Here is a 24506-nt window from a genome sequence, read left to right as displayed (position 1 = left end):
CGTAGGCTGTGAGCATGGACTTCCTCGACGCGATCACGCTGACCGGCTTGACGGTGTTCGGACGGCATGGCGTGTTCGAGCATGAGCGGGAGAACGGCCAGGACTTCATCGTCGACCTGCGCCTGCACCTCTCCGTGCGTCAGGCCGCGGCCAGCGACGACGTCGCCGACACCGTGCACTACGGCGAGCTCGCCGAGAGGGTCGCGGCCGTCGTCGCGGGTGAGCCCGTGAACCTGCTCGAGACGCTCGCCACCCGCATCGCGGACCTGGTGCTCGAGGACGAGCGGATCCACGGCGTCGACGTCACGGTGCACAAGCCGCATGCGCCCATCCCGCTGACGTTCGCCGATGTGTCGGTCACCGTGCAGCGCGTGAGCCCCGTGCAGCGCGAATGGAGCGAGGGATGACGCCGACGCACCCGATCCCGCCCGTCCCGCGCGGACGGCGCCTGCCCGCGATCGACCCGCGTCCCGAGGAGGAGCCGGTCGAGGCGGTCGTCGCGCTCGGATCCAACCTCGGCGACACCTCTGCCACGATCGAGGACGCCGTGCGGGCGATCCGCCGCCTGCCCCTCGTCGACGAGGTGCGCGTCTCGACGATCTTCCGCACGGTCGCGGTGCGGCTGGACGGGCCGGATCCGGACGCCCCGGAGTTCGCGAACGCGGTCGCGATCGTCACCACCCGCCTCGCCCCGCAGGTCCTGCTCGGCATGCTGCACGCGATCGAGGAGGAGCACGGACGCATCCGTGCCGAGCGCTGGGGAGACCGCACCCTCGACCTCGACCTGATCGCCTACGACGACCTGCGCAGCGACGACGAGCACCTGCTGCTGCCGCATCCCCGCGCGGCCGAGCGCACCTTCGTGCTCGCGCCGTGGCTCGACGTCGATCCCGACGCCGTGCTGCCGGGACGCGGCAGGGTCGCCGACCTGCTGGCCGCACTCGAGGGCGGCTCATGAAGCGGATCTCGCCCGTTCTGCTGTCCGTGCTGGCCCTCGCCGGAGCGGCGGCGGGCTTCCTGCTCGACCATGCGATGACCACCGCGGGCAGGGCCACGTTCGCGCCGTCGATCCTGCTGCCGATCTTCCTCGTGCTGCTGGCGCTCGCGGTGCTGGCCCTCGCCTGGCCGATCCGGCGCAGCACGCGGTCGGCCGAGCGGCCGCCGGTCAATCCGTTCCGCGCCCTTCGGATCGCCATGCTCGCCAGGGCATCGAGCCTGGTCGGCGCCGTGATCACCGGCTTCGGGATCGGGCTCCTCGCCTATCTGCTCTCCCGGCCGATCACGCCGCCGCTAGGCTCGATCATCGCGACCGCCGTCGCCGCACTCGTGCTCACGATCGCGGCGGTGATCGCAGAGAGCTTCTGCCTGCTGCCCGGAAACGGGCCCCACGACCCCGACGGCCAGAATGGGCCGCGCCTGGAGGACGACGATGACGACCATCCCCGAACCGCCGCAGATCCCGGGCACTGACCCCGTCGCACCGCCGACCCGCGCCCAGGCGCGCGCGCAGTCCGCGGCCGCGACCCCGCCCGCGCACACGGCCCCTGCGGCCGCGCCGGTGCTCGATGAGGGCACCTATCCGGTGCTCCGCACGCCCACGGCCCGGGGAGCGCTCGCCCTCGACGGCACGTGGCACCAGATCTCGCCCAAGTACGTGATCGCGGAGGTGCTGCTCCGCATCCTCCTGCTCGCGGTGATCGGCGTCGGCGCGTACGCCGCGACGACCCTGCTCGCACAGCCCTGGCCGTGGGCCTGGACGGTGGCGGGCGTGACCGCCGTCGTGATCCTGTTCGAACTCGTGATCCTGCCGCGTCAGGCCAGGGCGATCGGCTACATGCTGCGCGCCGACGACATCGTCTTCCGCCGCGGGATCCTGTGGCAGCGCATGATCGCGGTGCCCTACGGGCGCATGCAGCTGGTCGACATCACGCGCGGCCCGGTCGACCGGGCCTTCGGGATCGCGAAGCTCAAGCTCGTGACCGCCGCCGCGACCACCGGCGTCGAGATCCCCGGCATGACCGAGGACGCCGCGGAATCGCTGCGGGACACCCTCATCGACGTCGCCGAGATGCGCCGGACCGGCCTGTGAGCACGCCGGAGCAGCAGCCCTACGGCTCGCCCCCTTCGCCGGGGGCCGCGCCGTTCCCGACGGCCGTTCCGGGACGGGCGCCGGGCGCGCCCTCGCTCGCCGACGGCGAATGGCACCGGATGCACCCGCTCACGCCGCTCATGAAGGGCGGACTGGTGCTGGTGATCGTGATCGGCTACCTGATCGCGAACCTGCGCGAGAAGATCGTGTACTGGCTCATCTCGCTGTTCACCCCGACGCGCGTGCCGGAGTTCGGCGGAGACCCCGTGGACTGGGTCGTGAACAACAACCTGGTGCTCGTGGTGCTGCTGGGCGTGCTCGCCCTCGCGGTGCTGCTCGTGGGGATGTTCTGGCTGATGTGGCGCTTCCACGACTTCCGCATCACGGATGCGCACGTCGAGGTGCGCAAGGGCGTCGTCTTCCGCTCGCACCGCCGCGCACCGCTCGACCGCGTGCAGGGCGTGAACCTCACCCGGCCGTTCCCCGCGCGACTCATCGGGCTCGCGAAGCTCGAGGTCGACGGGGCGGGCAACGACGCCAACGTGCCGCTCGAGTACCTCTCCACCGCGAAGGCCGAATCCGTGCGCGCGGACATCCTGCGCCTCGCCTCGGGCGCGCGGCACGCCCGTGAGGCGACGCGCGGAAGCGGAGACGCGGCGGCCGCCCGCACGATGCGGGCGCAGCTCGCGGCCTCGATGGACGCCGGCGTCACCGGGCTGATCGCCGGGGTGGATCTGGACGACATCGCGCCGGAGCACGTGCTGCGGATCCCCACCGGCCGGCTCGTCGGCTCGCATGTGCTGTCCGGGCTCACCTGGCTCGCACTGTTCGCGGTGATCTTCGTGGGCGGCATGATCGGCACGCTCCCGGCGGTGCTGGCCGACGCGGGACCCGCCGGAGGCGCGATCGCGATCGGCATCGCCCTCGCGATGGGCATCCCGCTGCTGCTCGCGTCGATCGCGGTGACCTGGAGCCGGATCGCGCGGGCGCTGCGCTACTCGATCGCGCCCACCCCCGACGGGGTGCGCATCACCTTCGGTCTCTTCACGACCGTGACGGAGACCATCCCGCCCGGGCGCATCTTCGCGGTCGAGGTCATGCAGCCGCTGCTGTGGCGGCCGTTCGGCTGGTGGTCGGTGCGGATCAACCGGATGAGCGGCAAGGCCGCCTCCCAGCAGCAGTCCAGTCAGGCGCAGCAGTTCAACATCGTGCTGCCGGTGGGCGCACGTGCGGACGTCGAGCGGGTGCTGGGGCTGATCCTGCCGGACGTGCCGGCAGAGGTGCTGCCCCTGATCTGGGAGCAGGGCGTGCTCGGCCCGGTCGCCGGCGATCCGTACACGACGATCCCGCCCCGCGCCTGGTGGCGGCGCCCGCTGTCCTGGCGCCGGCACGGCGCCGCGCTCACCGACTTCGCGCTCCTGCTGCGCCGAGGCCGCATCTGGCGGCAGCTGGCCGTCTTCCCGCTCGCCCGGCTCCAGGGCTTCTCGCTGCACCAGGGCCCGATCGATCGGGTGCAGGGCGTGGCCAAGGCGCAGGCGCACTCCGCCGTCGGCCCCGTGCGCGGCGAGGTCTCTGGGCTGGACAGCCAGGTGCTGCTCGGCATGCTGAACACGCTCTCGGTCTCCGCCGCCCGTGCGGCCGCCGCGGACCGCGCGCATCGCTGGGCCGAGGAGCACGAGCCGGCCCCGGCGCAGACTGCACCTGCGGGGCCGAGCCTTCCGGCCGGACCCAGCCTGCAGGCCGGACCGAGCCTGCCCACCGGACCGAGCCTGCCCGCGGGGCACGGTCTGCCTTCGGGGCTCGGCGGATCCGCGGAGCGCACCTCGTGACCCGCGCGGGACGTCTCGACGTCGGCATCATCGGTGCCGGGCACGTCGGTCCCGTGATCGGCGCGGCGCTCGGCGGCGCCGGACACGCCCTCGTCGGCATCACCGCCGGATCCGACCCGGAGCGCGCGGCGGCGGTGCTGCCCGGCGTCGCTGTGAAGGAGGCCCCCGACCTCGTCCGCGCCGCGCAGCTCGTCGTGATCGCCGTGCCGCATGATCAGCTGCCGGGGCTCGTGTCCGGCCTCGCGGAGGTCGGGGCGTGGCAGCCGGGTCAGCTCGTGCTGCACACGGATCCGGCCTACGGCACCGACGTCTTGGAGCCGGCCGTGCGCAGCGGCGCGATCCCGCTCGCGGTGCACCCCGCGATCTCGTTCACCGGGACCACGCTCGACCTGCGCCAGCTGCAGGCCTCGTATGCGGCCGTGACGGCGCCGGCCATGGTGCTGCCGATCGCGCAGGCCCTCGCCGTGGAGCTCGGGTGCGAGCCGGTGGTGATCGAGGAGGAGGACCGGCCCGCCTATGCCGAGGCGATCTCGACCGCGTCGGAGTTCGCGCGCTCGATCGTCGGCCAGGCGACCGGGATCCTGCGGGGGATCGGCGTCGAGAACCCCGGCGGGTTCCTCTCGGCGCTCGTCTCATCGACCTTCGACCGGGCCCTGCGCGAGGCGTCGTCGGACGAGCGGCTCTGAGCGCGACCCCCGATGCGCGTTCGCGCGCACCCGGGTGAGGCACCGAGCGGGCGCGAAGGCGCGCGCCGGTAGACTTGTCGGCGACTTCCGAGGAGCCCCACCCATGACTGACGCGCCCGCGCCGACCACCGACAGCATCGACCCTTCGGCGGACGCGGCCGAGGACACCTTCGAGCAGCGGGCGGTGCGCATGGCCAAGCGCGAGCGGCTGATCGCCGAGCGCGCGGACGCGGCCGGCGGCGCCTTCCCCGTCGCCGTCCCGGTCACGCACACCATCCCGCAGCTGCGCGCCGAGTACGGCGAGCTCCAGCCCGGCGCCGAGACCGGGGTGCTCGTCGGCGTGGCGGGCCGCGTGGTGTTCAGCCGCAACACCGGCAAGCTCTGCTTCGCCTCGCTGCAGGCCGGTGACGGATCCCGGATCCAGGCCATGATCTCGCTCGCCAACGTGGGGGAGGAGTCCCTTGCGCAGTGGAAGGAGCTGGTCGACCTCGGCGATCACGTGTTCGTGCACGGCGAGGTGATCTCCAGCCGTCGCGGCGAGCTGTCGATCATGGCCGACTCCTGGACGATCGCGTCCAAGGCGATCCTGCCTCTCCCCAACGCCTATGGCGAGCTCAGCGAGGAGGGGCGCGTGCGCAGCCGCTTCCTCGACCTGATCCTGCGCGACCAGGCCCGCAGCACCGTGCGCGCCCGCGCCGCGGTCAACGCGAGCCTGCGCCAGACCTTCACGAGCCATGACTTCCTCGAGGTGGAGACCCCGATGCTGCAGGTGCAGCACGGCGGCGCCTCCGCCCGACCGTTCATCACGCACTCGAACGCGTTCGACACCGAGCTCTACCTGCGCATCGCGCCCGAGCTGTACCTGAAGCGCGCCGTGGTCGGCGGCATCGAGCGGGTGTACGAGATCAACCGCAACTTCCGCAACGAGGGCGCCGACTCCACGCACAGCCCCGAGTTCGCGATGCTCGAGGCGTATCAGGCCTACTCCGACTACAACGGCATCGCCGACCTCACCCAGGAACTGATCCAGAACGCCGCGATCGCGGTCGCCGGATCCACCCTGGTCACCTGGGCGGACGGCACCGAGTACGACCTCGGCGGGGACTGGGCGCGCATCTCGATGTACGACTCGCTGTCCGAGGCGGCCGGGCGCACCTTCACCCCGTCGGACCCGGTCGCGGACCTCATCGCCTTCGCCGAGGCGAACGACGTCGACGTCCCGCCGCACGCCACGCACGGCAAGCTCATCGAGGAGCTGTGGGAGCACTTCGTGAAGGGCGGTCTGGAGCGGCCGACCTTCGTGATGGACTTCCCCGTCGACACCTCCCCGCTCGTGCGCGAGCACCGCTCGATCCCGGGCGTCGTGGAGAAGTGGGACCTCTACGTGCGCGGCTTCGAACTCGCGACGGGCTACTCCGAGCTCATCGATCCCGTGATCCAGCGCGAGCGCTTCGTCGAGCAGGCGAAGCTCGCCGCGGGCGGCGACCTCGAGGCCATGCGCCTCGACGAGGAGTTCCTGCGGGCGCTCGAGCACGGCATGCCGCCGACCGGCGGAATGGGCATGGGCATTGACCGCCTGCTCATGGCCGTCACCGGTCTCGGGATCCGCGAGACGATCCTGTTCCCGCTCGTGAAGTGACGCATCCGGCGACCCCTCATGCTGCCGCGCGGAAGGACCAGCGCGGCAGGATGCCGGCGTCGACGACCGTGCGCAGCAGCTGCGCGAACGTGAGCTCCGGGTCGACCGACTGGGCCTGATCCAGATAGCGGGCGGCGTGCGTCGACCGTCCGCGGGCCCAGGACAGCCAGGCGGCGGCAGCGAGCGGTCCTCCGCGGGCGTCTCGGGGCGCGAGCGGGATCGTGTGGCGCACGAGTGCCAGTGCGACACCCAAGCGGTCGCCGTCCGGCCGCGGTCCGTCCCCGATCAGGATGCCGCCGATGTCCGCCGGCACGGCTGCGCCCCGTCTGCGATGGCACAGTTGCGCAGCGAGCGCCCGATCACCGCAGTCGATGCCGCTCGCCCACTGCACGAGGGCGACGTCGCGCAGGGCCGGGCGGTTCAGGACCCACACCAGCGCGGCCGTGGCGAACGGGGAGAGCGCCTCGGGCGAGTCGAGCACCTCCTCCAGGAACGACGGCAGATCGTCCAGCAGCAGCGCGGTCTCCTGCGCTCTCGGATCCGCACGTGCCGGGGTCGGAGGCCGCGTGCGCCCCTGCGCGGCGGGACCGAGCACGCGTTCGACGGCGAGCAGGGCGCGGCCGACCGATTCCGCCGCGAACAGTCCGGGTGCGGGCAGCTCGGTGCCGCTGAACTGATCCGGAGCGGGTCCTGCGAATCCGGGCACCGGGGGAGGGGGAGGCACGTCCTTCAGCGGGTGCGGCGCGGACTCCTGATCCCGGTAGTCGGCCCAGGAGTCGCCGCCGACGAACAGCGCCTCGACCACGTGCAGTCCGCACGCCTCGGCGCGCCCGATCAGCTCCTCGACGAGGGCGACAGCGGGGAGCGCACCGCCCTGGCACGGGGCGGCGTCCGCGTACACCGCGATCGCGAGCGCGTCGGTCTCCGGCACGCGACAGGTCAGCCCGATCGCGGTCGCGGCGAACTCCGCGGCCGCGGGGATCGCGCCCGAAGGCAGGTCGAAGCGGAGCGCGCCGGCGGTCCGCGCACCGCGGAACGGCAGCAGCACCACGGAGTCGCGCGGGGTGAATCCGGTGAGCACGGGGATGGCGGCGAGCAGCTCTGCAGCGCCCGCGGCGTGAACGATGGTCGTCATGGATCCACCCTGCGGACTGCGGCGGAACGCGCTCCGCGTCAGGAACGGAACGGTGCGAAAGGTCGCTGCGGATCCCGGATGTGCGGACCGGTCGCGCGGGGGCGAGTCGTCCCTCTCAGCCGGCGCACCGGACCCACGGGTAGGATCGGAGCATGGACGAATTCTGGGTGGCCGCCGCGTGGTCGGTGATCCCCACGATCGTCGTCTGCGTCGTCTTCTGGTTCGTGCTGCGCGGGATCCTGCGCTTCGATCGCACCGAGCGGCAGACGCACGCGCGCATCGAGGCCGAGGAGCGCGCCGCGCGCGGCCTGCCTCCCCGCTCCTCCTGACCTGGGCGCGCGCCGCCCGGTCGCCCGGTTCCGCGCGGCTTCGAGCCGCACCCGGCGATGTCCTGATCAGCCGCTACTGTGGACGAAGTCGCCGTCCGGCGGCGGATTCCGTGCGGAAGAGGCGGCATGTGGTCTCAGTCGTGGCCCTGGTGGGTCGGCGCCTTCGCCGTCGCCGTCGACCTCACGATCCGCGTGATCGCCATCATCGTCGTCCCGCGCAATCGCCGTCCCACGGCCGCCACGGCCTGGCTCCTCGCGATCTACTTCATCCCGTACATCGGGGTGCTGCTGTTCCTGCTCATCGGGAATCCGCGGCTGCCCAGGGCGCGGCGGAAGAAGCAGGACCTCATCAACGAGACCATCGCCGAGGTCACGAAGGACCTGCACCTCGGCGTCTCCGACGTGCAGATGCCGGAGAGCCTCGCGTCCCTGGTGCGCATGAACCAGCGCCTCGGGGCCCTGCCCCTGTTCGGCGATAACGGTGCGCACCTGATCTCCGAGTACCAGGAGTCCCTCGACGCGATGGCCGACGCGATCCGCGAGGCCACCGAGTTCGTGCACGTGGAGTTCTACATCCTGCAGTCGGACGCCTCGACGGACAACTTCTTCCGCGCGCTCGAGGAGGTGGCCGCCCGCGGCGTGCCGGTGCGCGTGCTGCTGGATCACTGGGCGAATCGCTGGAAGCCGCGTTACAAGCAGACGATCGCGCGGCTGGATGCGATGGGCGCCGACTGGCATCTGATGCTGCCCGTGCAGCCGCTCAAGGGGCGCACGCAGCGTCCTGACCTCCGCAACCACCGCAAGCTGCTCGTGATCGACAACGAGGTGGCCTTCCTGGGTTCCCAGAACGTCACCGATTCGACCTACAACCTGCCGAAGAACATCAAGCGCGGCCTGCACTGGGTCGACCTCATGGTGCGCGTCGACGGACCGGTCGTCGGGAGCGTCAATGCGGTGTTCCTTTCCGACTGGTACAGCGAGACCGATGATGTGCCGGAGTCGGTCGCGTTCGCGCCGACCGAGAGCGGCAGCGGCGACCTGGACTGCCAGATCGTCCCATCGGGCCCCGGCTTCGAGGCCGAGAACAACCTCCGGCTCTTCCTCGGCCTGCTCTACGCCGCCAAGCGCAAGATCATGATCGTGAGCCCCTATTTCGTGCCCGACGAGGCGCTGCTGCTCGCCGTCTCCACGGCGTGCGACCGGGGACTCCAGGTCGAGCTGTTCGTGTCCGAGGAGGGCGACCAGGCGATCGTCTACCACGCGCAGCGCAGCTACTACGAGGCGCTGCTGCGGGCCGGCGTGCGGATCTGGATGTACCGCAAGCCGTACATCCTGCACACCAAGAGCCTGACGATCGACGACGACGTCGCGGTCATCGGATCCAGCAACATGGACATGCGCTCCTTCGGTCTGAACCTCGAGATCTCGATGCTTGTGCGCGGCGAGGAGTTCGTGCGGGAGCTGCGCGAGGTCGAGGACCGGTATCGCTCGCTCAGCCGCGAGCTCACTCTCGAGGAGTGGATGCAGCAGCCGCTGCGCTCGACCGTGCTCGACAACCTGGCCCGGCTCACCTCCTCGCTGCAGTAGCGGGTATGGCCGGAGCTTCGCCGGAACATGGCCGACGGGGCATGGTGAGGGGCAGCGGTGCTGGATAGCATGAGCGCATGAGGATCCGCACCGCTCTGGCCATCGCGGCGCTCGCCGCCTCCGCGACGTTCGCTCTGGCGGGTTGTGCCGCGCTCGAGCCGGTCAGCCCTCCCCTCCCCACGGCCGATGCGACCTCGTCTCCTGCGCCGTCCACCGACCCGTCGGCGGCCTGGCTCGACGGCGGGCGCGGGATCGGTCTCGTCACCTTCGGCTCCTCGTCGCTCGCCTGCACTCCGGCCGCACAGGACGTGACCGCCGACGGGCAGACGATCACGGTGACGCTCGCCGATCCGGATCCGAATGCCGCGTGCACCATGGACTTCGCGCCGCGCGCGACGTTCGTCGCGGTGCCGGAGAGCGTGGACCCCACCAAGGACGTGACGGTGCTCTTCGACGGCGGCGGCTTCCAGGGGCGGCTGCCGCTCGCGGGCGGCAGCGGACTCCGCACCGGTGGCAGCAGCGACGGCAAGCCCAGTGCCGGCTGGTTCTCCGACAACGGCATCCTGCTGCTCACCTGGGGCTCCTCGACCTGCCGTCCCGTCGTGAGCGATCTCGTCGAGGACCAGGACGGGAAGGGCGCGACGGTCACGTTCCAGACCGACGCCACCCAGGTCTGCACGATGGACTTCGTGCCCCGGATCACCGTGCTCGGGGTCAATGCGCCCGCCGACCCGGCCGGCTACGCCCTCACGCTCAAGGGCGACCACCTGGACGGGAAGGTCACGGTCATCGGCTGACGCCGGATCAGGTCGGGCTGATCACGTGCCCGGCCGGCACGGCCACCAGAAGCGCACCCGGATCGATGCGGCACCGGATCCGCACGGCCTCGCCGAACTCGTCGCCGTCGAGTTCGACGGGGGCGGGCTCGGTGGTCGCGGCGTCGGCGTCGACCCCCTGGAGGTAGCGGATCGAGCCGCCGGATCCGGTGAGCTCGATCATCCGCCGTCCGGCCTTGCTGCGCCGCAGCACCGAGTTCTGCCACCAGACGGTGCGCCAGACGGCGAGCCAGCCGAACGGGCCGCGGGCCTGGATCACGGCGACGTCGAGGTTACCGTCCGTGATCGAGGCGTCGGGGATCAGCGCGATGCCGGCGGGCAGCGCGCCGCAGTTCGCGAACAGCATGCTGTGCACCTTGACCGAGTGCAGCTTGAGGTCGTCGACCGCGTACATGATGCGGAACGGCTTCGCACCGGGCAGCGAGCGTGCCGCGCCGTCGACGTAGGCGACCCAGCCCACCGACTTCTTCAGGCCGGGACGGGTGTTCGCGATCATGTGTGCGTCCAGTCCGATGCCCGCGAGCACCACGAAGCCGTGCTTCTGCACCTCCCCGTCGGCGCGGGTCAGCTCGGCCCAGCCGATGTCGACCGGGTGCCGATCCCCGTGGAAGACCGCGTCGATCGCGGCGGAGGGCGCGGCCAGGGCGAGGCCGAGGTTGCGCGCGAGCAGGTTGCCCGTGCCGCTCGGCACGATCGCGAGCGGGACGCCGGTGCCCGCCATCGTCTCTGACACCGCGCGGACCGTGCCGTCGCCGCCGGCGACCAGCACCGCCGCGGCGTCGTCGGCCAGCGCGATGCGGGTGGCCTCCTGGCCCGGATCCTCGACCGAGGTCTCGATGATGAGCGGAGTGTCCCAGCCCGCCTGCGCCGAAAGCGTGCGCAGCAGCTCGACGAGCTTGGGGGCGTCGGCCTTGACCGGGTTGACGACGAGTGCGGCGCGGGGGCGTCCGGCAGCGTCAGTCATGCGCACAGCCTATTCCGGAGGACCGCATCCCCGGTTTCGAAGCGCGTGAATGACCGCATCGGGCCGAGGAGCCGGCACGGGGCGCGCCGTGGATCGGGCGGTCCGGGGGCGGAGAACCCCGGCGCGTCGCCTGGCTAGACTTGACGGGTGATCGACCTCGCCCTTCTCCGCGACGAGCCCGAGCTCGTCCGTCAGTCCCAGGCCGCGCGCGGCAACGCGCCGGAGACCGTCGATGCGGCGATCGAGGCCGACCGATCGCGCCGTGCCGCGCTCGCGGCGTTCGAAGAGCTGCGCGCCGAGCAAAACGCGTTCGGCAAGCAGGTCGCGAAGGCGCCGAAGGACGAGAAGGCCGCTCTCGTCGCGCAGGCGAAGGATCTCGCCGAGCGCGTGAAGCAGGCGCAGGCCGCGTCGAACGAGGCCGCGGAGGCCGCCGCCGACGCGCTCTCCGCGATCGAGAACGTGATCGTCGACGGCGTGCCCGCGGGCGGCGAGGACGACTTCGTCGAGCTGCGTCGCGTGGGGGAGACCCCGACCTTCGACTTCGAGCCTCGCGATCACCTCGCGATCGGCGAGCTGCTCGGCGCGATCGACATGGAGCGCGGCGCGAAGGTCTCCGGCGCCCGGTTCTACTTCCTGACCGGGATCGGTGCTCGTCTCGAGATCGCGCTCATGAATCTCGCGCTGGACAAGGCGCTCGGCGCCGGCTTCACGCCGATGATCGTGCCCACCCTCGTGCGGCCCGAGATCATGCAGGGCACCGGTTTCCTCGGCAAGCACGCCGACGAGGTCTACCACCTCGACAAGGACGACGACCTGTACCTCGTCGGCACGAGCGAGGTCGCGCTGGCGGGCTATCACTCCGGCGAGATCGTGGATCTGACCCGCGGCGCTCTGCGTTACGCGGGCTGGTCCACCTGCTACCGCCGCGAAGCCGGCTCCTACGGCAAGGACACCCGCGGGATCATCCGCGTGCACCAGTTCAACAAGCTGGAGATGTTCGTCTACACGACGCCCGAGGACGCCGAGGCCGAGCACCTGCGCCTTGTCGCGCTGCAGGAGGAGATGCTCACCGCACTCGGCCTGTCCTACCGGGTGATCGACGTGGCCGCCGGGGATCTCGGATCCAGCGCCGCGCGCAAGTACGACATCGAGGCCTGGGTGCCCACGCAGGGCGCGTTCCGCGAACTCACCTCCACCTCGAACTGCACCACGTTCCAGGCGCGCCGCCTCGACATCCGGCACCGTCCGGGAGCGGCGGCGGGCGCGGCCGAGGGCGGGACGAAGACGCAGCACGTCGCCACGCTGAACGGCACGCTCGCCACCACGCGGTGGATCGTCGCGATCCTGGAGACGCATCAGCAGGAGGACGGATCCGTGCGGGTGCCGGAGGTCCTGCGGCCCTATCTCGGCGGACTCGAGGTGCTCCGGCCACTGAACGCGGAGGACGCGGCGGGGGCCGAGGGCGCATGACGAACGCCTGGCTCGTCGCCCTCGACATCGACGGCACCATCCTGCTGCAGGACGAGACGATGAGCCCTGGCGTGGTGGACGCCGTGGGCCGTGCCCGCGACGCCGGGCACGAGGTCATGCTCGCGACCGGGCGCAGCTGGATGGGCACGCACCGCTTCCTCGACCAGCTCGAGATCCGCCCCGAGTTCGTGGTGTGCTCGAACGGCGCGGTCACGATGCGCCGGAGCGGATCCGCCGCGGAGCACGCCGCCGACGGTCCCGCGGTGGACGCATACGAGCGCTGGAACGTGGAGACGTTCGATCCCGCCGCCGTGCTCTCGCTGCTGCACGACCGCCTGCCCGACGCGCGGTACATGGTGGAGCTCGGATCCGGCCAGCGCCTGTACACCGCGGAGCTCGACGACTGGACGCTCGACGGCGGACGCCAGGTCGGCTTCGCCGAGCTGAGCGCCCAGGAGGTCTCGCGCGTCGTCGTGGTGTCGCCGGGGCACGATGAGGACGACTTCCACCGTCTCGTGCAGGACGCCGGGCTCAACGAGGTCTCCTACGCGATCGGCTGGACCGCGTGGCTGGACATCGCGCCGCGCGGCGTCGACAAGGGCACGGCGCTCGCGCGCGTGCGGGAGTCGCGGGGGCAGGTCGACGACCGCGTGCTGGTCGCCGGCGACGGCCGCAACGACCTCGGCATGTTCGCCTGGGCGCGCGCGCTCGGCGGGCGCGCCGTGGCGATGGGCCAGGCCCCGGACGAGGTCAGGGCAGCGGCCGGCGAGGTCACCGATGACGTCGAGGACGGCGGGCTCGCCACTGCGATCGAGCGGATCGTGCTGAGCGTTCCCGTGGTGCCCTGATCCCCTTCTGCCTCGTCATCAGGCCTTCACTCAGCGCCCGTCCAGGGGGCCCGCGGCACAATGGAGAAGCGCTCACAGGGCGCTACCCGGTTCTCCGTTAGACTCGACGCCTGTTCGGTGTGTGCATGCACGCCGAGGAGAGTTGTCCGAGCGGCCGAAGGACCTGGTCTTGAAAACCAGTGGGCAGCAATGTCCCGTGGGTTCGAATCCCACACTCTCCGCTGAGTGAGCGCAGGGTGGCGCGGTTCACCCGCTGAATCCTGAAAGGCACCGTGTGAGCGCGATGACCCGATCCCGACGCCCCGTCGCCGGGCACGGCCAGCTGCGCAGGCCGACCGCCTGGAGCCAGCTGATGAAGATGCTCGGCATCACGGCGATCGTGGTGCTCGTCTCCGGCGTCGCCGTGGCGTCGTATGTCGCGTACGACCTCGGCACGACCTTCAGCGCGAACGCCGTCGCCCTGGACGGCGAGAAGTCGGTGCCGCCGGACATCGGTGCGATCAAGGGCGGCGTGAACATGCTGCTCGTCGGCAGCGATGCCTGCGAGCCGGAGTTCTCGGCCGAATTCGGCGACCGCTGCTCCGACCCCGAGAACGCGGGCGAGCGCAACGACACGAACCTCCTGCTGCACATCTCCGACACACCCCGGCGCGTGACGGTCATCACCTTCCCGCGCGACCTCATGGTCCCGATCCCGTCCTGCACGGACTCCGACGGGAACGCGACCAGTGAGATGTCCAAGCAGCCGATCAACGTCACGCTCGAGACGGGCGGCCCGAAGAACGGTCTGGCCTGCGTCGCCCGCACGATCAGCAAGGTCTCCGGTCTCGACATCCAGTTCGCCGCCAAGGTGACCTGGGGCGGCGTGATGAAGATCACAGACGCGATCGGCGGCGTCGACGTCTGCATCGCGAACGGCATGAGCGACCCCGACACCGGCCTCGAGCTGCCTGCGGGCACGCACACCCTGCAGGGCTACTGGGCGCTCCAGTTCCTGCGCACCCGGCACGGCGTCGGCGACGGCAGCGACCTCGGCCGCGGCAGCAACCAGCAGGTGTACATGTCCTCGCTCGCGCGCAAGATGGTCTCGGGTCAGGTGCTCGGCAACCCGGCAGTGCTGCTCAAGCTCGCGAACACCGTGATGTCGAACGTCACGCCCAGTACGACCCTGACCAGTCCGAGCCTGCTCGTGCAGATCGCCCTGGCGATGAAGGACGTGCCGCTGGACCAGATCAACTTCGTGAACTATCCGGTGCTCACGGATCCGGACAACCCGAACAAGGTCGTCCCCGACACCGACAGCGCGGACCAGCTCTGGGCGGCGCTCGCCGCGAACCAGGCGATCCAGGTCGCCGGCCAGCGCGACGACGCCGTCGTCTCCGCGACGCCGACGCCGACCGATCCCGCGACGACCGACCCCGCGACGACGGATCCGTCCGCGGCGCCGACGCCCGGCGCGACCTCGGGCCCGGTCCAGCTGCCGAAGAACGTGTCCGGCCAGTCCGCGGCGCAGCAGACCTGCTCCAACGGCAACGGCTACAACGGCTGACGCAACCCGCATCTGTCTCGACGCCCCCTCGCAGTATCGACGCCCCCTCGTGGCGACGCTCCTGCGAGGGGGCGTCGGCGCTCCGAGGGGGCGTCGATGGATCCGGCACGCGTTCCGGGCTGCGGATCCGCCTGGTTCGCGCGGTGCCTGCGGACCCGTTAGGATGGACCCTGGTGTTCGGCGAGCCGGACATCTGGAGACGTCGCATAGTCAGGCCTAGTGCACCACCCTGCTAAGGTGGAGTCCTCGCAAGGGGACCGAGGGTTCAAATCCCTCCGTCTCCGCCACGAAATCCCTGATCCACACGCCTTTTCTGAGGCTGTCGGATCCGCGCCTCCTCGGGGGAAGGACATCCCTGTCATGGCAGTCGAGCCTGGTATCTACCAGCACTTCAAGGGCGCGCGCTACGAGGTCAGCGCCGTGGGCCGCCACAGCGAGACCGAGGAGCAGCTGGTCTTCTACCGCAAGCTCTACGACGACTACAGCTACTGGGCGCGGCCGCTCGCGATGTTCGAGGAGCACGTCGAGCGCGACGGGTACAGCGGCCCGCGCTTCGCCCGCATCGCCTGAGGCCTGGATCGCCTGACCCTCCCCGACTGCCCGCGTGGCGCCGGCCCTGTCCGGTGTCGGCGCTGTGCGCGATGATGGCAGCATGGCCGAGATCAAGACCCAGCCCACGACGGCGGACGTCCCCGCCTTCCTCGACGCGGCGACGCCCGAGCGCCGCCGGCTCGACGGCCTCGCGCTCGCCGAGCTCTTCGGCGAGGTGACCGGCGCCGAGCCCGTGCTCTGGGGGCCGACGATGGTCGGCTACGGCACCTACCGCTACCGCGGTGCGAGCAGCGAGGGCGACTGGCCCCGGGTCGCGTTCTCGCCCCGCAAGGCGCAGCTGTCGCTCTACGGCCTGAAGGATCTGCCCGAGGGCGGGGCTCTCCTGCCGAGCCTCGGGAAGTACACCGAGGGACGCGGCTGCGTGTATGTGCGCAAACTCGACGACATCGACCTCGGCGTGCTCCGCCGCCTCGTCGAGATCGCATGGAACCGCGGCGAGGATCCGGAGGGCTGAACTCCCATGTCGAACGACCGCGCATCCGCTTTCCTCGCCCTGCACCAAGGCCCAGGCTTCGTGCTCCCCAATGCGTGGGATCCGGGATCCGCGCGAATACTCGCGCAGCTCGGCTTCCCGGCGATCGCGACGACGAGCGCCGGGATCGCCTGGTCGCTGGGCGTGCCCGACGGCGGTGCGCTGGATCTCGACACGATGCTCGAGAAGGTCGCGGCGATCGTGGCGGCGGTCGATGTCCCGGTCACGGCCGACCTCGAGTCCGGGTACGGGGACGACCCGCAGGACGTCGCCCGCGCGGTGCTGCGCGCGATCGGGATCGGCGCCGTCGGCGGCAACCTCGAGGACACGGACGGGGGCGCCCTCTTCGGGATCGACGAGGCGACCGAGCGGATCGCCGCCGCACGCGACGCGGCGCCGCGCGGGACCTTCGTGCTGAACGCCCGCACGGACGCCTACTTCTTCGGCGGCGTGGCGGATCCCTTCGCGGAGACGGTCGCCAGAGCGCAGCGCTTCGTCGAGGCCGGTGCGGATTGCGTCTTCGTGCCGGGCGTGAACGACGAGGACACGATCCGGCGGCTGGCCGCGGAGATCCCGGCGCCGCTCAACATCGTCGCCGGTCTCGCCTCGCACGTGATCCCGGCTCCCGAGCTCTTCGCCCTCGGCGTGAAGCGGGTGAGCCTCGGCGGCAGCCTCGCCCGCGCCGCGCTCACCGCGCTCGAACGTGCAGGGCGCGAACTGCTCGACACCGGCACGCTCGGCTTCCTCGACGGCGCCCTCCCGTACGCGGAGGTGCAGCGCCGGTTCGCCGGCTGAGCCGCCGCGGCGCCACGCGGTCGCGACGCAGGCCGGCCCCCTCAGGAGGCCGGCCCGCCCGACGACGGCTCAGCGCCCGATGCTCGACATGTCCGCGTAGCGCTCGCCCGCCGCCGGCGGGAGCGCCGCGAGGACCTCGAGCTGCTCCGCGGTGAGCGCGAGCGCATCCGCGCCGACGTTCTCCTCCAGGCGGGACACCCGCTTCGTTCCGGGGATCGGCGCGATGTCCTCGCCCTGCGCGAGCACCCAGGCCAGCGCGACCTGCGCCGGCGTCGCCCCGAGATCGGCGGCGATCCTCTCCACGGCCTCGACGATCCGCAGGTTCGCATCGAGGTTCTCACCGGCGAAGCGCGGGTTGCTGAGCCGGAAGTCGCCGGCGTCCAGATCCTCGGCCTTCCGGATCGCGCCCGTGAGGAAGCCGCGGCCGAGCGGCGAGTACGGCACGAGACCGATCCCGAGCTCGCGCAGCACGGGCAGCAGCTGCTCCGCGGGCTCCCTGGTCCACAGCGAGTACTCGGTCTCCAGCGCCGTCACCGGATGCACCGCATGCGCGCGGCGGATCGTGGCCTCCCCGGCCTCCGACAGGCCGTAGTGCAGGATCTTCCCCTCGTCGATGAGCTCCGCGAGGGCGCCGACGGTCTCCTCGATCGGCGTTCCCGGATCCATCCGGTGCTGGTAGTAGAGGTCGATGCGGTCGGTGCCCAGCCGCTGCAGCGAGCCCTCGACCGACCGGCGCACGTTCTCGGCCGTGCCGTCGAGCACCCGGCCGCCCTCGCCGCGGGCGTGCACGCCGAACTTCGTGGCGATCACGACGCCGTCGCGCCGCCCCGCGAGCGCGCGCCCGACGAGCACCTCGTTCGTGTGCGGGCCGTACATCTCGGCGGTGTCGAGCATCGTGACGCCGAGGTCCAGCGCGCGATGGATCGTGCGGATCGACTCCGCGTCATCGGTGTTCGCACCGGAGTAGAACGCGCTCATCCCCATGCAGCCGAGGCCGATCCGGCCGACGGAGAGCGCGCCGAGCGTCGCCTGCTTCATCGCGCTCCTCCTCAGCCCGCGGCCAGCACGGACAACACGTTGCCCGCCGGGTCGGTGAACCAGGCGATGTCGGGCCCACGGCCGGGGGCGCCATGCGCGATGCCCTTCTCGTCGGTGCCGAAGTCGGGATCCGTGTAGATCTTGGTCACGACGCCGCGGGCGTTGAGGTCGTCGACCGCCGCCTCGACGTCGTCGACGGGGAAGTTCAGGATCGTGAAGCTCGCCGGCGTGTGATCCGGCTTCGCGTAGACGAGGATGGATCCGCCCTGCGGCAGGCGGATGTCGAGGAAGCCCATCGGGTTGGTCGAGACCTCCAACCCGAGCGTCTCGTAGAAGGTCCGGGCCGCGTCGATGTCGTCGACGCTGAACCCGCTGAACGCGTGCGTGGTCTGGAATCCGGTCATGCTCCCAGCATGCGCTCCTCGCCGCGCGCGTCCAGGCCGGGTTCGCGTCAGACCTCGCGGAACCGTGCCGGATCGACGACGGTCAGCTGCGCGCGGATCCGGTCGATCACGTCCAGCACGGAGGCGACCTCGTCGAGCGGGTGCAGCGGGGACTCCGTGCGTCCGTCGCCGACGTACTGCGCGAGAGCCGTCGCCTGATAGCCGAGTCCGTCGTAGCGCTCGGTGAAGGTGTCGTCGATCCACTCCTCCACCTCGTTGCGCCGGCCGACCCGGCGCGTCACCCGCAGTCCCGTCGGAGCGAAGAACGACGGCAGCACATCGACGCGCGCCGCGGAGCCGATCACCTCGGCGCGCTCGGCCGTGCGGGACACCATCGATGTCGATGCGACGGCGTCCGCTCCGTGCGCGTAGCCGAGCAGCGCGGTGGCGCGCAGGTCGATGCCGTCCGGCGTGATCGACCCCGAAGCCTGGATCCGGTCCGGTGCTCCCAGGATCGAGGAGGCGAAGGAGATCGGATACACGCCGAGATCGAGCAGCGCGCCGCCCCCGAGCGAGGGATTCCACATCCGGCCGGCCGGATCGTACGGCGCCACCGATCCGAAGTCGGCCGCGACGTGGTGGATCTCGCCGAGATCGCCGTCGGAGATGAGCCGGCGCAGCACCTCGCTCTGCGGCAGGTAGCGGGTCCACATCGCCTCCATCGCGAGCACGCCCGCCGCACGTGCCGCGTCGATCACCTCGCGCGCCTCTGCGGCGCCGGTCGCGAACGGCTTCTCCACCAGCACGTGCCGACGGGCGGCGATCGCCTCCCGCGCGAGGGCGGCGTGGGCGCTGTGGGGCACCGCGATGTAGGCCGCATCGACGGCGTCGAGCAGGGCGCGGCGATCCGTCACCGCCGTCTCGATGCCGTGCGCGGCGGCGAAGGCCGCGGTCCGCTCCGCATCGCGGGCGGCCACGACGGTCACGCGCTGCGCGGTATGCCGGTGTAAGGCGTCGGTGAATCGTCCCGCGATCCAGCCGGTGCCGATCACACCCCAGCGCAGTGCGGGAACGGCGTGGGGGTCGATCGGACGCGGGGCGGGAAGGGCCATGAACTCTCCAGAGACGATGCGGGATCCACGCACCAGACTGGCACATCAGCGCTCTGCGACCTCTGTCTCCACCGCCCGGCGGAACGAGAACTCCGCGTTCGCGAACACGACGTACAGCAGGAGTCCCGGCACGAGCGCGCCGAGCACGGGCTGCACGATGACCGCGGCCGCCGAGATCCCGAGCAGTACGAGCGCGAACGCGCTGAAGTACCAGCGCCGGACGGACAGGTAGACCGCGGCCTTCACGATCGCGCGCGCCGACGCCTGCGGATACAGCACGAGGCCGGCGAGCGAGGACGTGCACGCGACCAGAGCCCAGGCGGCGACCACGGCGAACGTCGGCGCGAGCAGGGACGCCCAGACCGTTCCGGTCAGGATCGCGCCGTCGTAGAGGACGAAGCCGATCACGAGCGCCGTGACGAGGCCGAGCAGAGCGGCCGTCGCGCCGCGGCTGCGATACCCGTGCCAGAACGCGGCGAACGGGCGCGGGGGCTCCTCGCCGCGCATGCGGCGGAAGACCTCGAAGGCCCCCGCCAGCGAGGGCGCGAGCGTGAGGGAGAACAGCAGCACGGTCGGCCACGCCTGCAGGGCGTCGCGCGAGACGAGAAGCAGCACGGCGAGCGGCAGGTTCGCGAGCACGAGCAGCAGATCCGTCATCAGGATCGCGTACGCGTACCCGAACATCGACTCCATGGTCTCCTGGCGGAGGCGGAGGATGCCGCGCCGCGGCGCCGCGGCGCGTTCGTCGGACACGGCGCTCATCCCTTCATCCCGCTCGTCGCGATGCCGCTGATGAAGTAGCGCTGCCCCGCGAGGAAGATGACGAGGATCGGGATGATCGAGATCACGGATCCGGTCATGATCAGCGCGTACTGCGCGGAGTACTGGCCGATGAACGACTTGAGCCCGATCTGCACCGTCCACAGCTCGTTGCTGGAGAGGTAGATGAACGGTCCCATGTAGTCGTTCCAGGTGTTCACGAACGTGAGGAGGGCGAGCGAGGCGAGCGCGGGCTTCGACAGCGGCAGGATGATCCGCGCCCAGATGCCGTAGTCGCTGAGGCCGTCGATCCGGGCGGCCTCGTTGAGCTCGTCCGGGATGGTCAGGTAGTACTGCCGCATCAGGAACACCCCGAACGCGCCGAACGCCTGCAGCAGGATGAGCGCGGTGAACGTGTTCGTCAGGCCCGCCTTCTGCATCATCACGTACTGCGGGATCATGTAGGCCTGCCAGGGCACCGCGATCGTCGCGATGTAGGCGAGGAACAGCGCGTCACGGCCGGGGAAGCGCACCTTGGAGAAGCCGTAGGCGGCGAAGCTGCCCGTGAGCACCTGCAGGATCGTGATGACGATCGCGAGGAACGCGGAGTTCGCGAGGTAGCCGGCCATCGGGATCTGAGTCCAGATCTGCGCGTAGTTGCTCCACACGAAGGTGGTCGGCAGCCACTGCACGGGCACCGTGAGCACCTGGTCGTCGTGCTTGAACGAGGAGGACAGCATCCACAGGAAAGGCAGCAGCACGACGGTCAGCAGGACCACGAGCAGCGCGTACATCCCGATGCGGCCGATCAGCGCGCGGTTCCTCCTCGTGCGGCGCCGAGGGACAGGCGCGGGAGGCATGCGCCCGCCGTCGAGCTCCTCGGCGAGGTCGGATACGAGAGCGGACATCAGCGCTCCCTCCTCTGCTGGATCCGGAACTGGAAGACGGTCACGAGCAGGACGATCAGGAACAGCACGAGCGAGATCGCCGAGGAATAGCCGAACTGGCCGTTCAGGATGCCGTTCTGGTAGATGAGCTGGGAGAGCACGAGCGTCGCGCGTCCCGGTCCGCCGCCGGTCATCACGAAGATGAGGTCGAACACCTTGAAGCTCGACACGCTCAGCAGCACGAGCACGAGGAACGTGGTGGGCCGCAGCGACGGCAGGGTGATGTTCCAGAACGTGCGCCACCGGCCGGCGCCGTCCATCGCGGCGGCCTCGTAGTACTCCTGCGGGATGGCCTGCAGGCCCGCGAGGAACAGCACCATGTAGTAGCCCATGTCGCGCCACACGCTCGTGATGATGACCGCGGGCAGCGCCCAGCCGGTGCTCGAGGTCCACCCCGGCGGGTTCGCGATCCCCAGCAGGTGCAGGAACTGGTTGATCGGCCCGTTCACCGGATCGAAGAGCATGTTCCACACGATCGCGATCGCGACGAGCGAGGTGATGTAGGGGAAGAAGATGGCGACGCGGAAGAACGCGATGCCGCGCAGCTTCTGGTTGAGCAGGATCGCGAGTCCCAGCGCGCAGACGAGGGTCAGCGGCACGTGACCGATCGCGTAGAGCAGCGTGTTGCCCAGCGCGACGTGGAAGTTCTGGTCCCCGAACAGGCGGGCGAAGTTCTTGATCCCGGCGAACGTGGGCGGGTTGTAGGCGTCCCAGTTCATGAACGCCAGCACGAATGCGGCGAGCACCGGCACGAGGGTGAACAGCGCGAAGCCGAGGAAGTTCGGCAGGATGAAGCTCCAGCCGACGAGGATGCTGCGCCGGCGCATCCGCCGGCTCGCGACCGTGCGCGGCACCGTTGCGGGCGGGCGGTCCGTGGTGGTGGTCATGTGTCTCTCTGCTCCGATTCCGGGAGGGGGGTCAGTGGCGTCGAGCGCCCTTCGTCTCGCTGCGCTCGCTCAGGGACCGGTGGGTCAGCGGTCCCTGAGCGAGGAGCGCAGCGACGAGACGAAGGGCGCGCAACGACCCCGTCGCGCTACTGGTTCAGGACCTCGGAGGTCACGCGGCTCTCCATCTCGGAGATGCCGTCGTCGACCGACTTGCTGCCGGTCATGATCAACTGGTGCTCCTGGTCGAGGACGCCCTGCAGCTGAGCGGCGAGAGGACCGGTCGCGCCGTCGGGACGGATCGTGTCGGGCGTGAACGCCTTCTTCGAGGTCGCGTCCTGCGGCATGCCCTTCAGGCCGAAGTACTGCGTGGTGATCTCGTCGCTGTGATACGCCGGCACGATGCCGATCGATGCGACGGCCTTGGCGCCGTCGGGGCCCGCGGCGAAGGACAGGAACTTCTTCGCCGCATCCTGGTTCTTCGAGTTCTTGTTGATCCCGAAGCCCGTCGGGCCGCCCATCGTGGTGACCTTGGATCCGCTCTTGATCTGCGGGATCGGCGCGATGCCCCAGTCCACGGATGTGGTGCCCGCAGCCGTGTCGGCCAGCAGCGGCGAGATGAGCCAGGTGCCCATCGGGACCATCGCGGCCTTGCCGGTCTCGAAGATCGTCTTGTACTGGGCCTGCTGGCTCTTGGCGGTGCCGTAGTCGAGGATCGTCCCGTCCTTCTGCATGCCGACCGTGAGCTCGTACTGGTCCTTCATCCAGGAGTAGTCGGGCTTGTCGAAGGCCTTGTCCTGCTGTGCGGAGGCGTAGCCCTGCACGAGCGAGTTCCAGGTGTGGATGTACGCGCCGTAGACCTTGTCCGCACCGTCGCCCTTCGTGAGCTTCTTGGCGTCCGCGGCGAACTCGTCCCAGGTGAGCGCCGAAGGCTCGGCGATGCCGGCGTCCTTGAGCAGCTGCTTGTTGTAGAACAGCACGCTGAAGTCCTGGCGGTAGGGGACCGCGTAGTAGGTGCCGTCGGCCTTGTACTCGCCGAGCGCGGGGATCTTGTCGGAGGGCAGCGCCTTGACGAGGTCGTTCACGCCGACGAGCTGCTTCTTCTGCGCGTAGCCGCCGAAGTCGGTGAGGTTCTTGACGGTGATGATGTCGGTCGTGTCGCCGCCGGCGAGCATCGTCGTGACCTTGTCCTCGTAGTTCGCGGCGAGGATGTCGACCGGTTCGATCGTGATGTCGGGGTTGGCCTTGTGGAACGCATCGAAGAGGGCCTTGAACTCGGGCGTCTGCGCGTAGTTCCACACCGAGATGCGCAGCGTCGTGCTGCCGCCGCCCGAAGCGGACGAGGCCGGGGCTGACGTGCCGGCGCAGCCGGCGAGGGCGAGCGCCGCCGCGGCGACGGTGCCGACGGCGATGAGGGATCGCTTCATGCGAGGTTCTCCTTCTGAGGGGGGATCGGGTGGTGCGGGTGGAGGGGAGGAGCTGCTCAGGCGCTGAGCTGCAGGGCGTCGACGGTGACCTCCTCGTGCAGGGGCAGGCCTGCGGCGAAGCGCTCGAGCTCATCGAGCGCGGCGTCGGTCATGCGGTACAGCTCGGTGCCGAGGGAGCCCGCCAGGTGCGGCGTGATCATGACGTTCGGCAGGCGGTAGAGCGGCGAATCCGCGGGCAGAGGCTCGGGATCCGTGACATCGAGGATCGCGTTGAGGCGGCCGCTCGCGCATTCGCGCTCGAGCGCGGCCGTGTCGATCACGCTGCCGCGGGCGGTGTTGATGACGGTCGTGTGATCCGGGAGCGCGGCGAGCTGCGCCGTGCCGATCATGTGCCGCGTCGACGGCAGCTCCGGCGCGTGCAGCGACAGCACGTCCACCCGGGGCAGCAGCTCCTCGAGCGTCGTGTGCACGCCGCCGGCCGCGGCGATCTCGGACGGATCCGCATAGGGATCCGCGACGAGGACCGTGACGTCCTCGAGCTGCTGCACGATGTCGACGACGCGGCGGCCGACCCGGCTGAAGCCGACGACGCCGATCGTGAGGCCGAGATTCCCGAGCCCGCCGAAGCGCTCCGCCCTGAGACCGTTCTGCCGGCGCGTCTCCGGGTCGGCGGCGATGAACGGCGCCTTCTTGCCCGCGAAGATGATCGCGGCGAGGGTGAACTCCGCGACGGGCAGCGCGTTCACCTCGGCGACCGAGGCGGCACGGATCCCTCGGCGCCAGAACTCCTCGCTCACCTGCGGGCGGATGGAGCCCGCGCAGTGCAGCATCGCGCGCAGGTTCGGCATCCGGTCCAGACGCCCGGCGTCGAGGCGAGGGGCGCCCCAGCCGGTCAGGAGCACCTCGACCGAGGCCAGCCGCTCGGCCAGGGCGGGATCGTCGAGATCCTCCGTGAAGATCGGCTCCGCAACGGTCGCGATGCGGCGCAGCCGGGCGATGCGCGCGTCGTCGAACTGGCGCTCGAACACTTCGCGTGACATCACGACGAGAGCGTGGGGGGTGGTCGTTGCGGTCATTCCCGGGGGTTCCCGTCCTTCGTCAGATCCCGACGAAGCA

26 protein-coding genes and 2 tRNA genes are annotated in these 24506 nt (G+C 70.7%); 18 read left to right on the top strand and 10 right to left on the bottom strand.

What is annotated here, in order from left to right; translation table 11 throughout:
• Nucleotides 1-14: 14 nt before the first annotated feature.
• The 7 genes from folB (at nt 15) to lysS (ending at nt 6243) form a co-directional block, all read left to right on the top strand.
• Entirely contained in the window at nt 15-407 is a 393-nt protein-coding gene (folB, locus tag ACIPY5_RS11090; protein WP_400970484.1) for a dihydroneopterin aldolase, read from the top strand.
• The gene (gene folK, locus ACIPY5_RS11085) at nt 404-958 is read left to right on the top strand and encodes a 2-amino-4-hydroxy-6-hydroxymethyldihydropteridine diphosphokinase (protein WP_400970481.1); all 555 of its coding nucleotides are present in this window, start codon (nt 404-406) and stop codon (nt 956-958) included. Before folB ends, folK begins: the two co-directional genes overlap by 4 nt.
• Nucleotides 955-1470 (top strand): DUF3180 domain-containing protein, encoded by a 516-nt coding sequence (locus ACIPY5_RS11080; protein ID WP_309337005.1) that lies wholly within the window; start codon nt 955-957, stop codon nt 1468-1470. Before folK ends, ACIPY5_RS11080 begins: the two co-directional genes overlap by 4 nt.
• Nucleotides 1471-1558: 88 nt before the next feature.
• On the top strand, nt 1559-2089 hold the full coding sequence (locus ACIPY5_RS11075) for a PH domain-containing protein (protein ID WP_400970853.1): 531 nt from the start codon (nt 1559-1561) through the stop codon (nt 2087-2089).
• The gene (locus ACIPY5_RS11070; RefSeq protein ID WP_400970477.1) at nt 2086-3918 is read left to right on the top strand and encodes a PH domain-containing protein; all 1833 of its coding nucleotides are present in this window, start codon (nt 2086-2088) and stop codon (nt 3916-3918) included. The genes ACIPY5_RS11075 and ACIPY5_RS11070 overlap by 4 nt, the downstream gene beginning before the upstream one ends.
• Nucleotides 3915-4604, top strand: a complete 690-nt coding sequence (locus ACIPY5_RS11065) for a DUF2520 domain-containing protein (RefSeq protein WP_400970475.1) — start codon at nt 3915-3917, stop codon at nt 4602-4604. The genes ACIPY5_RS11070 and ACIPY5_RS11065 overlap by 4 nt, the downstream gene beginning before the upstream one ends.
• Before the next feature lie 103 nt (nt 4605-4707).
• Nucleotides 4708-6243, top strand: coding sequence for a lysine--tRNA ligase (lysS, locus tag ACIPY5_RS11060; protein WP_400970472.1), 1536 nt, complete (start codon nt 4708-4710; stop codon nt 6241-6243).
• A gap of 16 nt (nt 6244-6259) precedes the next feature.
• Here the strand turns inward: lysS and ACIPY5_RS11055 are convergent, their stop codons facing one another.
• Nucleotides 6260-7378, bottom strand: a complete 1119-nt coding sequence (locus ACIPY5_RS11055) for a DUF4192 family protein (protein WP_400970469.1) — start codon at nt 7376-7378, stop codon at nt 6260-6262.
• A 152-nt stretch (nt 7379-7530) separates the two neighbouring features.
• Here ACIPY5_RS11055 and ACIPY5_RS11050 point away from each other — a divergent pair, with 152 nt between their 5' ends.
• The 3 genes from ACIPY5_RS11050 (at nt 7531) to ACIPY5_RS11040 (ending at nt 10091) form a co-directional block, all read left to right on the top strand.
• Entirely contained in the window at nt 7531-7707 is a 177-nt protein-coding gene (locus ACIPY5_RS11050; protein ID WP_309336988.1) for a hypothetical protein, read from the top strand.
• Nucleotides 7708-7833: 126 nt separating this feature from the next.
• Complete coding sequence (gene cls / locus ACIPY5_RS11045; RefSeq protein WP_309336984.1) at nt 7834-9294, top strand: cardiolipin synthase; 1461 nt, start codon at nt 7834-7836, stop codon at nt 9292-9294.
• Nucleotides 9295-9371: 77 nt separating this feature from the next.
• Nucleotides 9372-10091, top strand: coding sequence for a hypothetical protein (locus ACIPY5_RS11040; RefSeq protein ID WP_400970465.1), 720 nt, complete (start codon nt 9372-9374; stop codon nt 10089-10091).
• Between the two features lie 7 nt (nt 10092-10098).
• On the opposite strand, the gene ACIPY5_RS11035 is transcribed toward ACIPY5_RS11040, so the two are convergent.
• The gene (locus tag ACIPY5_RS11035) at nt 10099-11094 is read right to left on the bottom strand and encodes a diacylglycerol kinase family protein (protein WP_309336978.1); all 996 of its coding nucleotides are present in this window, start codon (nt 11092-11094) and stop codon (nt 10099-10101) included.
• A gap of 147 nt (nt 11095-11241) precedes the next feature.
• On the opposite strand from ACIPY5_RS11035, the gene serS reads away from it, so the two are divergent.
• The 8 genes from serS to ACIPY5_RS10995 all read left to right on the top strand — a co-directional run bounded on the left by serS (nt 11242) and on the right by ACIPY5_RS10995 (nt 16840).
• Complete coding sequence (serS, locus tag ACIPY5_RS11030; RefSeq protein WP_400970460.1) at nt 11242-12564, top strand: serine--tRNA ligase; 1323 nt, start codon at nt 11242-11244, stop codon at nt 12562-12564.
• Nucleotides 12561-13412, top strand: a complete 852-nt coding sequence (locus ACIPY5_RS11025) for an HAD family hydrolase (protein WP_400970457.1) — start codon at nt 12561-12563, stop codon at nt 13410-13412. Before serS ends, ACIPY5_RS11025 begins: the two co-directional genes overlap by 4 nt.
• Before the next feature lie 136 nt (nt 13413-13548).
• Nucleotides 13549-13633 (top strand) — tRNA-Ser (locus ACIPY5_RS11020).
• A 62-nt stretch (nt 13634-13695) separates the two neighbouring features.
• A complete protein-coding gene (locus tag ACIPY5_RS11015; protein WP_400970454.1) occupies nt 13696-14961 on the top strand; it encodes an LCP family protein in 1266 nt (421 codons plus the stop codon).
• Between the two features lie 195 nt (nt 14962-15156).
• Nucleotides 15157-15248, top strand: a tRNA-Ser gene (locus tag ACIPY5_RS11010).
• 73 nt (nt 15249-15321) lie between these two features.
• Entirely contained in the window at nt 15322-15531 is a 210-nt protein-coding gene (locus ACIPY5_RS11005) for a DUF1653 domain-containing protein (RefSeq protein WP_400970452.1), read from the top strand.
• 82 nt (nt 15532-15613) lie between these two features.
• Nucleotides 15614-16027: a DUF1801 domain-containing protein gene (locus tag ACIPY5_RS11000; protein WP_400970450.1), complete on the top strand. Its 414-nt coding sequence runs from the start codon at nt 15614-15616 to the stop codon at nt 16025-16027.
• Nucleotides 16028-16033: 6 nt separating this feature from the next.
• A complete protein-coding gene (locus ACIPY5_RS10995; protein WP_400970448.1) occupies nt 16034-16840 on the top strand; it encodes an isocitrate lyase/phosphoenolpyruvate mutase family protein in 807 nt (268 codons plus the stop codon).
• A 69-nt stretch (nt 16841-16909) separates the two neighbouring features.
• Here the strand turns inward: ACIPY5_RS10995 and ACIPY5_RS10990 are convergent, their stop codons facing one another.
• The 8 genes from ACIPY5_RS10990 to ACIPY5_RS10955 form a co-directional block, all read right to left on the bottom strand.
• Nucleotides 16910-17878, bottom strand: a complete 969-nt coding sequence (locus ACIPY5_RS10990) for an aldo/keto reductase (RefSeq protein WP_400970446.1) — start codon at nt 17876-17878, stop codon at nt 16910-16912.
• Between the two features lie 11 nt (nt 17879-17889).
• Nucleotides 17890-18282 (bottom strand): VOC family protein, encoded by a 393-nt coding sequence (locus tag ACIPY5_RS10985; protein ID WP_309337129.1) that lies wholly within the window; start codon nt 18280-18282, stop codon nt 17890-17892.
• A gap of 47 nt (nt 18283-18329) precedes the next feature.
• Nucleotides 18330-19373 carry a Gfo/Idh/MocA family protein gene (locus ACIPY5_RS10980; RefSeq protein ID WP_400970442.1) on the bottom strand — a complete coding sequence of 348 codons (1044 nt, stop codon included), beginning with the start codon at nt 19371-19373 and terminating at the stop codon, nt 18330-18332.
• Between the two features lie 45 nt (nt 19374-19418).
• Nucleotides 19419-20135 (bottom strand): YesL family protein, encoded by a 717-nt coding sequence (locus ACIPY5_RS10975; RefSeq protein ID WP_400970439.1) that lies wholly within the window; start codon nt 20133-20135, stop codon nt 19419-19421.
• The gene (locus ACIPY5_RS10970) at nt 20132-21040 is read right to left on the bottom strand and encodes a carbohydrate ABC transporter permease (protein ID WP_396652850.1); all 909 of its coding nucleotides are present in this window, start codon (nt 21038-21040) and stop codon (nt 20132-20134) included. Before ACIPY5_RS10970 ends, ACIPY5_RS10975 begins: the two co-directional genes overlap by 4 nt.
• Complete coding sequence (locus ACIPY5_RS10965; RefSeq protein WP_400970436.1) at nt 21040-21966, bottom strand: carbohydrate ABC transporter permease; 927 nt, start codon at nt 21964-21966, stop codon at nt 21040-21042. Before ACIPY5_RS10965 ends, ACIPY5_RS10970 begins: the two co-directional genes overlap by 1 nt.
• Nucleotides 21967-22112: 146 nt before the next feature.
• A complete protein-coding gene (locus tag ACIPY5_RS10960; protein WP_400970433.1) occupies nt 22113-23390 on the bottom strand; it encodes an ABC transporter substrate-binding protein in 1278 nt (425 codons plus the stop codon).
• A gap of 56 nt (nt 23391-23446) precedes the next feature.
• Nucleotides 23447-24430: a hydroxyacid dehydrogenase gene (locus ACIPY5_RS10955; protein WP_309337149.1), complete on the bottom strand. Its 984-nt coding sequence runs from the start codon at nt 24428-24430 to the stop codon at nt 23447-23449.
• Between the last annotated feature and the right edge of the window lie 76 nt (nt 24431-24506).

The sequence above is a fragment of the Microbacterium sp. NPDC089698 genome (genome assembly GCF_044749045.1).
Classification (GTDB): domain Bacteria; phylum Actinomycetota; class Actinomycetes; order Actinomycetales; family Microbacteriaceae; genus Microbacterium.
The sequence above is the reverse complement of the archived record's forward strand: the minus strand, read 5'-3'. Positions and strand labels throughout refer to the sequence as shown.